The organism is Leifsonia williamsii, from assembly GCF_030433685.1.
In the GTDB taxonomy this organism is placed as follows: Bacteria; Actinomycetota; Actinomycetes; order Actinomycetales; family Microbacteriaceae; genus Leifsonia; species Leifsonia williamsii.
This window is the reverse complement of sequence record NZ_JAROCF010000001.1, coordinates 2122151-2136451: the sequence shown is the minus strand read 5'-3', so window position 1 is coordinate 2136451 and position 14301 is coordinate 2122151. Positions and strand designations below refer to the sequence as shown.

Sequence of the window (14301 nt, the reverse complement as noted above, 5' to 3'; positions counted from 1 at the left end):
CCTGCCAAGGTCGGGCGTGTCGGCTAGCGTAGGCACGTGTCCATCGGTGAGCGCCGGCCGGGAGTGGCCGGAGGAGGCGACGACGAGGCTGCGCGCCTCGACGCCGCGCTGCCCGACATCGACTGGTCGATCGCACCGGTCGGCACCGTGTTCTCGCGCTTCCGCGCGCCGAGCGGCGAGCTCGCGGTCGCCTCGCTGGGCGACCCGTCCGACCCGCGCGTGGTGCTCGTCCCTGGCGTGACCGGGTCGAAGGAGGACTTCTACCTGCTCGCGCCCATCCTCGTCTCCGCCGGGTACCACGTGCAGAGCTTCGACCTCGCCGGACAGTACGAGTCGGCGGAGGCGGGGCCGGTCGCAGGAGGCCGATATACGTACGAGCTGCTCGTCGCAGACCTCCTCGCCTTCCTCCGCGACGGCGGTCCGGCGCATGTGCTCGGCTACTCGTTCGCCGGGATCCTCGCGCAGCTGGCCCTGGTCCGGCAGCCGGAGCTGTTCCGCAGCCTCACCCTGCTCACTTCTCCGCCCGAGCCCGGACAGGCGTTCCGGGGTGTGCGGTTCATCGGGCCGCTCAGCTGGTTCGTGGGCGGCCGCATCGCGGGCGGGCTGATGATCTGGGGCATCGTCACGAACAAGAACCGCGTGCCACCGAACCGCCTCGACTTCGTGCGCTCGCGCTTCGCGCTGACCCGCCGCTCCAGCGTCGACGACATCGTCGGGCTGATGAAGCGCGTGCCCGACGTGCGCGCGCAGGTGACGGCGAGCGGGGTGCCGGTGCTGGTCGCGACCGGCAACCACGACCTGTGGCCCACGTACCTGCACGCGAGGAACGCGCGCGTCCTCGGCGCGCGGCTCGCGGTCTACCGCACCGGGCACAGCCCGTGCGAGACGGCGCCGCACCAGCTCGGCCGCGACATGCTCGCGCTCTTCCGCGCCGCTGAGTAGTCGGGGCTGCGCGCGCAACTCCGGAGGCTCCGCCTCCCTCGCCCCGCATCGCCGGACTTGCGCGCGCTTGCGCGGCGTGTCGTGGCAACACTCCGGAAATGGCGACCACGCGTGCAATTACGGAGATTCGACGCGACACGCCGCGCGAACGCGCCCAACTCCGGGGGCGGCGGCCGCAGGCCGCGCCGCCTCCGGAGTTGCGCACGCAGGCGGCAGGGCCGCCCTAGTCCTCCGGCGGGGTGATCGGGATCGCGGTCGTGATCGCCTCCAGGCCGCTGAGGCGGGCCGGGGAGAGCAGGTGGGTGACCTCGGCGCGGCTCATCAGCTTCGCCTCCACCACCAGGTCGGCGACGTTGCGGCCGGTGAGGAGGGCCGACTTCGCGAGCGCCGCCGCGGCCGCATAGCCGATGTGCGGGGTCAGCGCCGTGATCACGCCGACCGACGAGCCCACCATGGCGCCGAGGCGCTCCTCGTTCGCGGTGATGCCGTCGACGCAGTTGATGCGCAGCGTGCGGAACGCCTGCGCCATCCACGTGATGCTCTGCAGCAGCGAGTGCGCGATGACCGGCTCGAAGGCGTTCAGCTGGAGCTGGCCTCCCTCCGCCGCCATCGTCACCGTCACGTCGGCGCCGGCCACCGAGAAAGCGACCTGGTTGACGACCTCCGGGATGACCGGGTTCACCTTGCCGGGCATGATGCTCGAACCGGCCTGGCGCGGCGGGAGGTTGATCTCGCCGAGACCGGCCTGCGGGCCGGACGACAGCAGCCGCAGGTCGTTGCAGATCTTCGACAGCTTGATCGCGCTGCGCTTCAGCGAGCCGGAGAACGACATGAAGGCGCCCGCGTCGCTGGTCGACTCGATGAGGTCGGGGGCGGTCTCGAGGTTCAGCCCGGTGATCGCGTTGAGGTGCTTGACCGCCGCCGCCGCGTACCCGGGGTCGGCGGTGATGCCGGTGCCGATCGCGGTCGCGCCGAGGTTGATCTCGGCGAGCAGCCACTTGGTCTCGGTGAGCCGGGCGTGGTCCTCGGTCAGCGTCGTGGCGAAGCCGTGGAACTCCTGGCCGAGGGTCATCGGCACGGCGTCCTGCAGCTGGGTGCGGCCGACCTTGAGGATGTGCCGGAACTCCTCCCCCTTGCGCAGGAAGGAGTCGCGCAGCAGCGCGAGCTCGTCGAGCAGGTGCTCCAGCGCGAAGGTGAGGGCGATCTTGATCGCGGTCGGGTACGTGTCGTTGGTGCTCTGGCTGCGGTTGACGTCGTCGATGGGGCTGAGGTGGGCGTAGTCGCCCTTCTCGTGGCCGTCGAGCTCGAGCGCGATGTTCGCGATGACCTCGTTGGCGTTCATGTTGGTGGAGGTGCCGGCGCCTCCCTGCATCACGCCGACCACGAACTGGTCGTGGTACCGGCCGTCGATGATGAGCTGGCAGGCCTGGTCGATCAGCCGCGCCTTGTGCTCCTCCAGCACGCCGATCTCGAGGTTCGCGCGGGCCGCGGCCTGCTTGACGCTGGCGAGCGCGACGACGAGGTCGGGGTAGACGGAGATGGGCCGCTTCGCGATCGGGAAGTTCTCGATGGCGCGGGAGGTGTGGACGCCCCAGTACGCGTCGGCGGGGATCTCGCGGCTGCCGAGCGAGTCGGTCTCGACCCGGGTCGGCCGGCCGTCGGGCTCGGCGTGCGGCACATCCGACACGTTCTCCGACGCGTCGACGACCGGGGTGGGGGTGGTGGAACTCACGGTGGGCACCGTTGCCTCTCGTTGTGCGGTGGCGAGCTGGACGAGCCGGCCGTTCGTGGCCGCCGGCTGCCTCCGACGATACCCCGGGCCCCGGGGGTCGAGGTGGACGCACTGTCCGGCATCCCGGACGCCACTCGACACCGTGTCGAGTGCGGGAGGCGGCGGCCGCTCAGCCGAGCTTGCGCAGCAGCCGGCGCGCGAACCAGTCCTTGCCCTCGGTGAACGGCGGATAGATCAGCCGGAGCGTGTCGGGCGCGAGCGGCTTGGCCAGCACGGCCTTCTCGTGGCTGAAGGTGCGCAGCGACCGCTCGCCGTGATAGGCGCCGGAGCCGCTCGCGCCCACGCCCCCGAAGGGCAGCCCGGCGACGCCGAGGTGGGCGGCGGGAACGCCGAAGCCGACCGCGCCCGAACTGGTCCTGGTGAGGAAGCGGCGGCGCACGGAGGCGCGCTCGCTGAACACGTACAGCGCGAGCGGCTTGTCGCCCGCGCGGATGATGCGGATGGCCTCCTCTGGCCCGTCGACGGTGACGATCGGCAGGATGGGCCCGAAGATCTCCTCCTGCATCACCGGGGCGTCGAGCGGCACGTCGGTCAGCACGGTCGGCGCAACGTACCTGGTCGCCGCGTCGTGCTCGCCGCCGACCGCGACGGTCCCGGCGCCGGCTCCCCCGACGGCGCCGAGCAGCCCGGTGAGACGCTCGAACTGCCGGTCGTTGACGATGCGCCCGTAGGCCGGGCTCTGTTCGGGGCGGTCGCCGTACAGCTCGCGCACCGCATCCCCCAGCGCCTCCGCCAGCCGGCCGGCGACGTCGCGGGTGGCCAGCACGTAGTCGGGCGCGACGCACGTCTGCCCGGCGTTCATGAACTTGCCCCAGGCGAGCCGGTGCGCGACCGCGGCGAGGTCGGCCGAGTCGTCGACGTACACCGGCGACTTGCCGCCGAGCTCCAGGGTGACCGGCGTCAGGTGCTCGACCGCGGCGGCGGCGACGATGCGCCCGACCCGGCCGTTGCCGGTGTAGAAGATGTGGTCGAAGCGCTGTGCGAGCAGCTCGGTCGTCTCCTCCACGCCGCCCTCCACGACGGCGACCGCGCGCCGGTCGAGGTACTGCGGAGCGAGCCGGGCCATGGCGGCGGAGGTCGCGGGCGCGAGCTCGCTCGGCTTCAGCACGACCGTGTTGCCGGCGGCAAGCGCCCCGACGAGCGGGCCGAGCAGCAGCTGCACCGGGTAGTTCCACGGCGCGATGATCAGCACCACACCGAGCGGCTCCAGGAGGGTGGAGGCTCGCGCGGGCAGCAGCGCGCCCGGCACGGCGACCCGTCGGGGCCGCAGCCACCTCCGCAGGCGCCGGAGCGTGTGGTCGAGCTCGCCGACGACGAAGCCGATCTCGGCGATCTGCGACTCGGTCGGGTGCTTGGCCAGGTCGCTGCGCAGCGCCTCCTCGAAGTCCTCGGCGCGGTCGGTCAGCATCCGCCGCAGGGCGCGCAGCTGGCCCAGCCGCCAGGCGAGGGAGGTCGTGACACCGCGGTCGAAGGTGGAGCGCAGGTCGGCGACGGTCTGCGGGATTCCCGCGATTCCCGGGATTCCGGTGGGGGCGCTGGTCATGCCGTCATCCTAGGGGCACGCGCCGCCGTAGCCGCGGGAGCCGCGTCAGGTGCGCGGGCGGTACTCCAGGTCGAAGATCGCGTGGCCCAGCCGCTCCCCGCGGCGCTCGAACTTGGTGACGGGGCGGTCCTCCGGGCGCGGCACGAACCGGTCGGCACCGGCGGCGTTCGCGAGGCCGGGCTCCGCGTCGAGCACCTCGATCATGTGCTCCGCGTACGGCTCCCAGTCGGTGGCGAGGCGCAGCACACCGGTCGGGGCGATGGCACGCACCAGCAGCCTCCCGAACTCCGGCTGGACGAGGCGGCGGCGGTGGTGTCGCGCCTTGGGCCACGGGTCGGGGAAGAAGATCAGGATCTCGTCGATGCTGCCGGGCCGCAGGCCGGTCTCGAACACCTCGACGGCGTCGTGCCGGACGATGCGGATGTTCGTCAGCCCGCGGTCGCGCATGGCGCCGAGCACCCGCCCGATGCCCGCCCCGTGCACCTCGATGCCGACGAAGTCGCGGTCGGGGTGCCGCTCGGCGAGGGTCAGCAGGTTCTCGCCGTTGCCGAAGCCGATCTCGACCACGCGCGGCGCCCGGCGGCCGAAGGCGGCGTCGAGGTCGAGCGGCTCACCGGTGAACTCCAGCCCGAAGGAGGGCCAGAGCTCGTCGATCGCGCGCGTCTGCGCCTCGGTCTTGCGGCCGCGGACGACGAAGCTGCGGGGGCGGACGAGAGGGGTCGGTTCCATCCCTCCATTGTCGCAGGAGGGACGGAGCCGGGCGCCCGATGCCCCGCTCAGAGGAACGCGAGCGGGAGGAACGCGAAGCCGATGCCGAGCCCGATCGCCGCGAACAGCAGGCCGACGATCACGCCGGCCAGCATGATGGCGTTGAGCACGATGCCCCAGATCGCGAAGGTGCGGCCGAGCGGCTCGCGGCGCAGCGCCAGCACGCCGATGACGAGGCCGGCGATCGGGGCGACGAAGGTCCAGCCGAAGACGATGGAGGCGAGGCCGAAGGCGAAGCTCGTGACGCTGAGCGTGCGGACGGGAGCGGTGGCGGAGTACGGAGTGCTGGTCATGAGACAAGTCAAGCGGGACGACGAAGCGGCCGGTATCCGGATAACCCCCGATTCGGATCAGGGGTCACCCGGAGACCGGCCGCTCGAGCCGTCGGCGCGCTGCGCCGCGCGCCGCTACTGCCCGAGCAGCGCCTCGATCGGGCCGCGGGCGAAGTAGACCAGGAAGCCGGCCGCCACGACCCACAGCAGCGGGCTGATCTCGCGCGCCTTGCCGGAGAGCGAGCGCACCAGCACCCAGCTGATGAAGCCGACGCCGATGCCGTTCGCGATCGAGTAGGTCAGCGGCATCACGATGATCGTCAGGAACACCGGCAGCACGACCGAGAACTCGCTGAAGTCGATGTGGCGGATCTGCACGACCATGAGCGCACCGACGATGACGAGAGCCGCCGCGGCGACCTCCTGCGGCACCACGTTCGTCAGCGGGGTGAAGAACATGGCGAGCAGGAAGAGCACACCGGTGACGACGCTCGCGAAGCCGGTCCGCGCGCCTTCGCCGATGCCCGAGGCCGACTCCACGAACACCGTGTTGGACGAGGAGGAGGTGGCGCCGCCGACGACCGCGCCGACACCCTCCACGATCAGGGCGGGCTGGAGGCGCGGGAAGGTGCCGTCCTCGTCGGCCAGTCCCGCGGAGCGCGCGAGGCCCGTCATCGAGCCCATGGCGTCGAAGAAGTTGGTGAAGACCAGCGTGAAGATCAGCATGATCGCGGCCAGCGCGCCGATGCGGCCGAAGGCGCCGATCAGGTCGACCTGGCCGACCAGGCTCAGGTTCGGCAGCGCGACGAGCGAGCTCGGCAGCTGCGGGACGGTGAGGTTCCAGCCGCCCGGGTTCTTGCCGCCCATCGACGGGCCGACGTGCCAGATGGCCTCCACGATGATCGCGATGACGGTCGCGGCCACGATGCCGATCAGCAGCGCGCCCTTGACCTTGCGTGCCATCAGCACGCCCATGATGACGAGCGCGACGAGGAAGATCAGCGTCGGCACGGTCGCGATGGAGCCGGCCTCGCCGAGCTGCACGGGCGGCGAGGAGGCGTTCGTGGAGCGAACGAAGCCGCTGTCGACGAAGCCGATGAAGGCGATGAAGAGGCCGATGCCGACCGTGATCGCGGTCTTGAGCTGCGCGGGCACGGCGTTGAAGATCAGCTTGCGCAGGCCGGTCGCCGACAGCAGCACGATGATGAGGCCGTTGATGACCACGAGGCCCATCGCCTCCGGCCAGGTCAGCACCTGCACCACGTTGACGGCGAGGAACGAGTTGATGCCGAGGCCCGCCGCGAACGCGAACGGCAGGCGGGCGATCAGGCCGAACAGCAACGTCATGACACCGGCGCTCAGCGCGGTCACGGCGGCGACCTGCGCCTGCGGCAGGGTGTTGCCCGCCACATCCGGCCCGGAGCCCAGGATGATCGGGTTGAGGATGACGATGTACGCCATGGTCACGAAGGTCAGGACGCCGCCGCGCACCTCGGTGCCCCAGGTGGTGCCGCGTTTCGTGATCTCGAAGAACCGGTCGAGGCGCCCCTTGGTGGTCGGCGCGGGCGCGGTGGTCGAAGCCGAAATGGTGATCTCCCGTAATATCTCGATGAACGTGCTCTGAACATCCGGAGCTGATTCGCAGGCGCGACGCGCCGCACTCAAGCCTAATTCCCATTCTCACGAGCGAAGGACGCGCATGGCCCTGCCCTGGAAGCTGCACGGCGACGGAACGACGGTGGGGGCGCGCGACATCGTGCTCCCCGGCGAGCGGCTCTCCTGGCCGCGCACGATCGGCATCGGCGCGCAGCATGTCGTCGCCATGTTCGGCGCGACCTTCCTCGTGCCGCTGCTGACCGGGTTCCCGCCCGCCACGACGCTGCTGTTCTCGGGTGTCGGCACGCTGCTCTTCCTCGTCATCACCGGCAACCGGCTGCCCAGCTACCTCGGCTCGTCGTTCGCCTTCATCGTGCCGATCGTGGCGGCGACGAAGGCGGAGGGGATGCCGGCGGCGCTGTTCGGGATCGTCGTCACCGGCCTCCTGCTGCTCCTCGTCGGCGCCATCGTCATCGCGACGGGAACCGGCTGGATCGACGCGCTGATGCCGCCGGTGGTGGCCGGCGCGATCGTCGCGCTGATCGGCTTCAACCTGGCGCCCGCTGCGAAGAACAACTTCGTGCAGGCCCCCGTCACCGCCCTCGTGACGCTGGCCGCGGTCATCCTGTGCACCGTGCTGTTCAGGGGGATGCTCGGGAGGCTGTCGATCTTCCTCGGCGTGCTGGTCGGCTACGCGTTCGCCGTGATCGTCGGCGAGGTGGACTTCTCGGCCGTCGCGAAGGCCGACTGGATCGGGCTGCCGCAGTTCACCCTCCCGGCGAACCCGTTCACCGCGCCCGCGGCGACGTGGGGCATCCTGCCCGCGTTCCTGCCGGTCGTGCTCGTGCTGATCGCCGAGAACGTCGGCCACATCCGCGGCGTCGCGCAGCTCACCGACCCGTCGGTGAACCGTGTCACTGGCCGCGCGCTGCTCGCGGACGGCGTCGCCACGACCATCGCGGGCTTCTTCGGCGGCTCCGGCACGACCACCTACGGCGAGAACATCGGCGTCATGGCCGCCACGCGCGTCTACTCGACCGCGGCCTACTGGGTGGCCGGCATCGTCGCGGTGCTGCTCGGCCTCTCCCCCAAGGTCGGCGCGGTCATCAACACCATCCCGGCCGGCGTCCTGGGCGGCGTCACCACCGCGCTCTACGGCCTCATCGGCATCATCGGCGTCAAGATCTGGCTCGACAACAAGGTCGACTTCTCACGCCCGACGAACCAGTTCACGGCGGCGACCGCGCTGATCATCGGCATCGGCGACTTCACGCTCAACCTCGGCCAGCTGACCTTCAACGGCATCGCGCTCGGCGCCATCGCCGCGATCGTGGTCTACCACGTCATGAACGCGATCAGCCGGGTGCGCGGCACGGCCTGACACCTCCGATCGAGTTGTCGCAACACGCCGTCCGGGCACTCGCCCGGGCGGCGTGTTGCGTCACATCGTTGGGAGCCGGGCGGCTCAGCCGTGGAAGTACGGGATGATCAGGTACAGCCCGAACAGCACGGCGAGCCCGCAGGCGGTGAAGCACGCGTACGCGCCGGTCAGTGCGGCCCGCTTCTGGCCCTCGGTCAGCGGGCTCCGCTTCGCCGCCTTCTCGGCGCGGCGCTGCGCGCGCCGGAGTTGCTCGGGCGTCATGACGGTGATCGCGTCGGTGAACTCCACCGGCTCCACGACCGGCACACGGCCGGCGACGGAGAGCAGGCGCGTGCCGAGCGCGTAGAGGCTGACGACGACGCAGGTCGCGAGCAGAGCGGCGCCGAAGACGATGAGGAAGGCGGCCCAGTCGATCACGAGGTCCTCCTTGTCGTTTCCTTCTTGCGGCGCTTGTCGATCGCGACCGCGTGGCCGGACGCGGCGACCTCGCTGCGACCCTGCACCGGCACCGGCTTGATGGCGTTGGCGGCGTGCACGCGGTTGCGGCTGGAGAGCCAGAAGATCAGCGCGATCACCGCGACGCCCACGACGGTGACGATGGCGACGCCTACCGGGCCGGTGCCCGCGACGAGCGCGGCGACAGCCCCGACGATGCCTGCGGCCGGCAGCGTGAGCAGCCAGCCGATCCCGATGCGCCCGGCTGTGCCCCAGCGCACCTTCGACCCGCGGCGGCCGAGTCCGGAGCCGATGACGGATCCGGAGGCGACCTGGGTGGTCGAGAGCGCGAAGCCGAGGTGGCTGGAGGCGAGGATGGTCGCCGCGGTGCCGGTCTCGGCGGCGAAGCCCTGGGCGGGCTTCACCTCGGTGAGGCCGCGGCCGAGCGTGCGGATGATGCGCCAGCCGCCCGAGTACGTGCCGAGCGCGATGGCGAGGGCGCAGGTGAAGACGACCCACACCTCCGGGCCGCTGCCCGCCGGCTGGGCACCCACGGAGATGAGGGTGAGGGTGATGACGCCCATGGTCTTCTGAGCGTCGTTGGTGCCGTGCGAGAGCGCGACGAGCGACGACGAGAAGATCTGGCCGTAGCGGAAGCCGCCGCGGCCGTTGGGCCAGCCGTCTGGCCTCCTGGTGATCCAGTAGGCCAGCTTGGTCGCGCTGTACGCCACGACGCCGGCGGTGACCGGGGCGATCAGGGCGGGCAGGACCACCTTGTCGAGAACGACGACGAAGTCGACGGCCCCGACCCCGACACCGACGATCGTGGCGCCGATCAGGCCGCCGAACAGCGCGTGCGAGGACGACGACGGGAGGCCGAACAGCCAGGTGACCATGTTCCACACGATCGCGCCCATGAGGCCCGCGAAGATCAGCTCCGGCGTGATCTGCACGCCGCCGTCGCCCTCGCGGATGATGCCGCCGGAGATGGTCTTGGCCACCTCCGTCGACAGGAAGGCGCCGATCAGGTTGAGCACCGCGGCGAGCGCGACCGCCACCTTCGGCCGCATCGCACCGGTCGCGATGGGGGTCGCCATCGCGTTGGCCGTGTCGTGGAAGCCGTTCGTGAAGTCGAAGAAGAGAGCCAGCACGATCACCAGCACGACGATGAGGCTGAGGTCCACCGATCTCTTTCCGGATGTGGGGAGCAGGTCCTCCCGACGCAATCATTCATCGGGAGTTCATGCAAGGGCAGTAGTGCTGGCAACCAGCCGAGAAGATGATCGCATGCCGGTCGGCGGCGCGCGAAATCCCTCCTGCGGATCCGCGCGGATGCGCGGATCGATCAGAGGCGATCGACAGCGGTGACGCGGATCACCGCGACGCCCTCGCGGGCGGAGTCCTCGAGCAGCACCTCGGCGGCGATCCCCCAGTCGTGGTCGCCCTCGGGGTCGGCGAGGGTCTGCCTGACCCGCCAGACGCCCTTCGCCGCGTCGGTCTCGTCGACGGCGATGTGGGCGGCGGAGCGGGCGGAGGCGTCGGTGAGGATCTCGTCGTGCTCGGCGTAGTAGGCCTCCAGGGCCGCGTCCCACTGGCTGCCGGTGAACGAGGGAGCCGCTCCCCCGGCGAGCGCCGCGGCCTCCGCCTCCAGCTTCCCGAGCTCCTCGATGCGGTCGAGCGCGGCGAGCTGCACCCGGCGGAACAGCTCGTTGCGCACGAGCACGAAGAAGGCGCGGCGATTGGTGGTGACGTTGCGGGGCGCGGGAGGCGCGAGCTCGGCCGACTCGGCGGCGTGCCGGGCGGCGTCCGGGTGCACCAGCTCCTCCCACTCGTCGAGGAGGCTGGAGTCGACCTGGCGGACGAGCTCGCCGAGCCATTCGATGATGTCGCGGAGGTCCTCGGTGCGCGCCTCCAGCGGCACGGTCTGGTTGAGGGCGCGGTACGCATCGGAGAGGTAGCGCAGCACGACGCCCTCGGAGCGGGCCAGCCGGTAGAAGGCGATGAACTCGCCGAACGTCATGGCGCGCTCGTAGAGGTCGCGCACCACCGACTTCGGGCTGAGCTCGAAGTCGGCGACCCAGGGCTGACTGGAGGCGTAGGTCGCGAACGCCTCGTGCAGCAGCACGTCGTGCGGCTTGGGGTGGGTGACCTGCTCCAGCAGCTCCATCCGCTCGTCGTACTCGACGCCCTCGGCCTTCATGGCGGCGACCGCCTCTCCGCGGGCGTGGAACTGCTGCGCGGAGAGCACCGGGCGCGGGTCGTCGAGGGTCGCCTCCACCACCGAGACGATGTCGAGGGCGTAGACGGGCGACTCCGCGTCGAACAGCTCGAACGCGGCGAGCGCGAACGGCGACAGCGGCTGGTTGAGGGCGAAGTTGGGCTGGAGGTCGACGGTGAGGCGGACCTCGCCGGCAACGTTCTCGACCACCCCGGCCGTCAGCAGCGACCGGTACAGCTCGATGGCGCGCCTGGCGAGGGCGAGCTGCCGCTTCCACGGCTCGTGGTTGTCGAAGACGAGCGCGCGCACGTGCCCGTAGACGTCGCCGCCGCGGCCGATCACGTTGATGAGCATGGCGCTCGTGATCTGCATCGACGAGGTCAGCGTCTCCGGCTCGGCCTCGATCAGCTTGCGGAACGACGGCTCGCCCCACGAGACGAAGCCCTCCGGCGCCTTCTTGCGCACGATCTTGCGGCGCTTCTTGGGGTCGTCCCCCGCCTTCTCGATCGCCTTGAGGTTCTCGCTCTCGTGCTCGGGAGCCTGCGCGACGACCGTCCCGGCCGTGTCGTACCCGGCGCGGCCGGCCCGCCCGGCGATCTGGTGGAACTCGCGGGCGTTGAGCTGCCGCATCCTGGTGCCGTCGAACTTCGTCAGGGCGGTGAGCAGCACCGTGCGGATGGGCACGTTGATCCCGACGCCGAGGGTGTCGGTGCCGCAGATGACGCGGAGCATGCCGCGCTGGGCGAGCTGCTCGACCAGGCGGCGGTACTTGGGCAGCATGCCGGCGTGGTGCACGCCGATGCCCTGCCGGAGCAGGCGCGAGAGGGTCTTGCCGAAGGAGGTCGTGAAGCGGAAGCCGCCGATCAGCTCGGCGATCGCGTCGCGCTGCTCGCGGCTCGCGATCTTCGCGCTCGACAGCGACTGCGCCCGCTCCAGCGCGGCGAGCTGGGAGAAGTGGACGACATAGATCGGCGCCTGCCCGGTCTGCAGGAGGTCGTCGATCGTCTCGTGGACCGGCGTCACCTCGTAGTAGTAGTGCAGCGGCACCGGCCGCTCGACGCCGGTGACGGTCGCGGTCGCGCGTCCCGTGCGGCGGCTCAGGTCGTCGGCGAGCGCCGTCACGTCGCCGAGCGTGGCCGACATGAGCACGAACTGGGCGTGCGGGAGGCTCAGCAGCGGCACCTGCCAGGCCCAGCCGCGGTCGGGGTCGGAGTAGAAGTGGAACTCGTCCATGACGACCTGCCCGACCGGCGAGTCCTCGCCGTGCCGCAGCGCGAGGTTGGCGAGGATCTCGGCCGTGCAGCAGATGATCGGCGCGTCGGCGTTCACGGCGGAGTCCCCGGTCATCATCCCGACGTTCTCGGCGCCGAAGATGTCGACCAGCGCGAAGAACTTCTCCGACACCAACGCCTTGATCGGCGCGGTGTAGAAGCTGCGCTCGCCCCTGGCCAGGGCGGCGAAGTGCGCGCCGACGGCGACGAGCGACTTGCCGGTGCCGGTCGGCGTGCTGAGGATCAGGTGGGACCCGCCGACGATCTCGATCACCGACTCGTCCTGCGCCGGGTAGAGCGTGAGCCCGCCCGCCTGCGCCCAGGTGACGAAGGCGTCGTAGACCGCGTCCTCTCCGACGCTCCCCGCTCCGGCCCAGCCGGGGAGGTCGTCGACGCGGAGGCGGGAGGCGGTGTCGGTCATGGTGCCTCCAGCCTCCCACGGCTGCGGGGAGCGTGCGCACGCTGCCCGCGCACAGGCGCGCGTCGTACGCTGCCGCCATGCGGTCGACGGACTCCTGGTGGCGGAGGTGGTGGCGTCCGGCCGCGGCCGGTGCGGCGAGCGTCGTCGCGGGGGTCGGCGCGGCCGAGCTGGTGAGCGCGTTCGTCGTGCAGAACGGCAGCCCGGTGCTCGTCGTCGGAGCGCTCGCCATCGACCTCGCCCCGCCGTGGCTGAAGGAGGGCGTGATCGCCCTGTTCGGCACCGGCGACAAGGCGTTCCTGATCGTCGTGCTGGCGGTTGTGCTGCTCGTGGGAGGAGCGGCGGCGGGGATGCTGGAGCGGCGCCTCCCACCGTGGGGCCGGGTGCTGATCGCCCTCGGCGGCGCGGTCGGCGTGCTCGCCGCGCTCACCCGGTCGGGCGCGGGGATCGTGGACGCCGTTCCCTCCGCCCTCGCGGCGGTGGTGGCCGTCCTGCTGCTCGGCTGGCTGATCGGGCTCGATCGCGGCGCGGAGCCGACCCGGGTGTCACCACTCGGAGCGGTCAGCCGGCGGAGGTTCGTCGGGGCGACCGCAGCGACGGCGGCGGCCGGTGCGCTCGCAGCGGTTGTGGGGCAGATGGTCGCGACCGGGTACCGGGCGGCGGCGGCCGCGCGAGCCTCCTTCCATCTCCCGGCCCCGACCGTCACCGCGCCGCCGGTGCCGCCGGGCGCGTCGTTCGACATCGCAGGGCTGTCGCCGATCATCACGCCGAACGCGGACTTCTACCGCATCGACACCGCGCTGCAGATCCCGGGCGTGCAGCCGCAGGACTGGCGGCTGCGCATCACGGGCATGGTGGAGCAGGAGATCGAGCTCACCTTCGCCGAGCTGCTCGCGCTGCCGCTGGAGGAGTCGGTGACGACCCTCACCTGCGTCTCCAACGAGGTCGGCGGCGACCTGATCGGCAACGCGGTCTGGCTCGGCTACCCGATCCGGCACCTCCTCGCCCGGGCGAAGCCGCACGCCGACGCCGACATGGTGCTCTCGCGCAGCCAGGACGGCTGGACCGCCAGCACGCCGATCGAGGCGCTGACCGACGAGCGCAACGCCATCCTCGCCGTCGGCATGAACGGCGCTCCCCTGCCGCTGGAGCACGGCTACCCGGTGCGGATGGTCGTCCCTGGCCTCTACGGGTACGTGTCGGCGACCAAGTGGGTCGTCTCGCTGGAGGTCACCCGGTTCGACCGCGTGACCTCGTACTGGACCGACCGCGGCTGGTCGGAGCGCGGGCCCGTCAAGCTGTCGTCGCGCATCGACGTGCCGGCCGCCGGGCGCCAGGTGCGCGCAGGGACGGTCGCCGTCGCGGGCGTCGCCTGGTCGCAGCACGTCGGCGTGTCCGCGGTGCACGTGCAGATCGACGACGGCCCCTGGCGGGCGGCGACCCTCGCCGACGCCATCTCGGCCGACACCTGGCGGCAGTGGCGGTACGCGTGGGAGGCGGAGCCGGGCGCGCACACCATCCGGGTGCGGGCGACGGACGCGAACGGGAAGCAGCAGGTCACCAAGCAGCAGGGCGTCGTGCCCGACGGCGCCACGGGGCTGCACAGTGTGGCGGTCACCGTCGTCTGACGCGGGACGCCCGGAGCGGACGGGCTTACGCTGAGGT

At 71.4% G+C, this 14301-nt stretch carries 11 protein-coding genes; 3 read left to right on the top strand and 8 right to left on the bottom strand.

The genetic code is table 11. The annotated features are described in order from the left end of the window. Window positions 1-36 precede the first annotated feature (36 nt). The gene (locus tag P5G50_RS10025; RefSeq protein ID WP_301212543.1) at window positions 37-942 is read left to right on the top strand and encodes an alpha/beta fold hydrolase; all 906 of its coding nucleotides are present in this window, start codon (window positions 37-39) and stop codon (window positions 940-942) included. A gap of 223 nt (window positions 943-1165) precedes the next feature. Here P5G50_RS10025 and P5G50_RS10020 read toward each other — a convergent pair whose 3' ends face one another. The 5 genes from P5G50_RS10020 to P5G50_RS10000 form a co-directional block, all read right to left on the bottom strand. Beyond that, window positions 1166-2620 carry an aspartate ammonia-lyase gene (locus P5G50_RS10020; RefSeq protein WP_301212612.1) on the bottom strand — a complete coding sequence of 485 codons (1455 nt, stop codon included), beginning with the start codon at window positions 2618-2620 and terminating at the stop codon, window positions 1166-1168. A gap of 223 nt (window positions 2621-2843) precedes the next feature. Continuing rightward, window positions 2844-4277 carry an aldehyde dehydrogenase family protein gene (locus P5G50_RS10015; RefSeq protein ID WP_301212544.1) on the bottom strand — a complete coding sequence of 478 codons (1434 nt, stop codon included), beginning with the start codon at window positions 4275-4277 and terminating at the stop codon, window positions 2844-2846. Between the two features lie 45 nt (window positions 4278-4322). Beyond that, window positions 4323-5006, bottom strand: a complete 684-nt coding sequence (gene trmB / locus P5G50_RS10010; protein WP_301212545.1) for a tRNA (guanosine(46)-N7)-methyltransferase TrmB — start codon at window positions 5004-5006, stop codon at window positions 4323-4325. A gap of 47 nt (window positions 5007-5053) precedes the next feature. After that, entirely contained in the window at window positions 5054-5338 is a 285-nt protein-coding gene (locus P5G50_RS10005) for a hypothetical protein (RefSeq protein ID WP_301212546.1), read from the bottom strand. A 114-nt stretch (window positions 5339-5452) separates the two neighbouring features. Continuing rightward, window positions 5453-6904, bottom strand: coding sequence for an NCS2 family permease (locus tag P5G50_RS10000; protein WP_301212613.1), 1452 nt, complete (start codon window positions 6902-6904; stop codon window positions 5453-5455). Between the two features lie 112 nt (window positions 6905-7016). Here P5G50_RS10000 and P5G50_RS09995 point away from each other — a divergent pair, with 112 nt between their 5' ends. Then, window positions 7017-8294, top strand: a complete 1278-nt coding sequence (locus P5G50_RS09995) for a uracil-xanthine permease family protein (RefSeq protein ID WP_301212547.1) — start codon at window positions 7017-7019, stop codon at window positions 8292-8294. Window positions 8295-8378: 84 nt separating this feature from the next. On the opposite strand, the gene P5G50_RS09990 is transcribed toward P5G50_RS09995, so the two are convergent. The 3 genes from P5G50_RS09990 to P5G50_RS09980 form a co-directional block, all read right to left on the bottom strand. Beyond that, entirely contained in the window at window positions 8379-8711 is a 333-nt protein-coding gene (locus P5G50_RS09990) for a peptidase (RefSeq protein WP_301212548.1), read from the bottom strand. Continuing rightward, window positions 8708-9913 carry an inorganic phosphate transporter gene (locus P5G50_RS09985; RefSeq protein WP_301212550.1) on the bottom strand — a complete coding sequence of 402 codons (1206 nt, stop codon included), beginning with the start codon at window positions 9911-9913 and terminating at the stop codon, window positions 8708-8710. Before P5G50_RS09985 ends, P5G50_RS09990 begins: the two co-directional genes overlap by 4 nt. A gap of 161 nt (window positions 9914-10074) precedes the next feature. Beyond that, on the bottom strand, window positions 10075-12639 hold the full coding sequence (locus P5G50_RS09980) for a DEAD/DEAH box helicase (protein ID WP_301212551.1): 2565 nt from the start codon (window positions 12637-12639) through the stop codon (window positions 10075-10077). A gap of 77 nt (window positions 12640-12716) precedes the next feature. On the opposite strand from P5G50_RS09980, the gene P5G50_RS09975 reads away from it, so the two are divergent. After that, the gene (locus P5G50_RS09975) at window positions 12717-14264 is read left to right on the top strand and encodes a molybdopterin-dependent oxidoreductase (protein WP_301212552.1); all 1548 of its coding nucleotides are present in this window, start codon (window positions 12717-12719) and stop codon (window positions 14262-14264) included. Window positions 14265-14301 lie beyond the last annotated feature (37 nt).

Coding starts and splice junctions, on each gene's coding strand:
- P5G50_RS10015 (WP_301212544.1), bottom strand. CDS start 4,277: ATGACCAGCGCCCCCACCGGAATCCCGGGAATCGCGGGAATCCCGCAG.
- trmB (WP_301212545.1), bottom strand. CDS start 5,006: ATGGAACCGACCCCTCTCGTCCGCCCCCGCAGCTTCGTCGTCCGCGGC.
- P5G50_RS10005 (WP_301212546.1), bottom strand. CDS start 5,338: ATGACCAGCACTCCGTACTCCGCCACCGCTCCCGTCCGCACGCTCAGC.
- P5G50_RS09995 (WP_301212547.1), top strand. CDS start 7,017: ATGGCCCTGCCCTGGAAGCTGCACGGCGACGGAACGACGGTGGGGGCG.
- P5G50_RS09980 (WP_301212551.1), bottom strand. CDS start 12,639: ATGACCGACACCGCCTCCCGCCTCCGCGTCGACGACCTCCCCGGCTGG.
- P5G50_RS09975 (WP_301212552.1), top strand. CDS start 12,717: ATGCGGTCGACGGACTCCTGGTGGCGGAGGTGGTGGCGTCCGGCCGCG.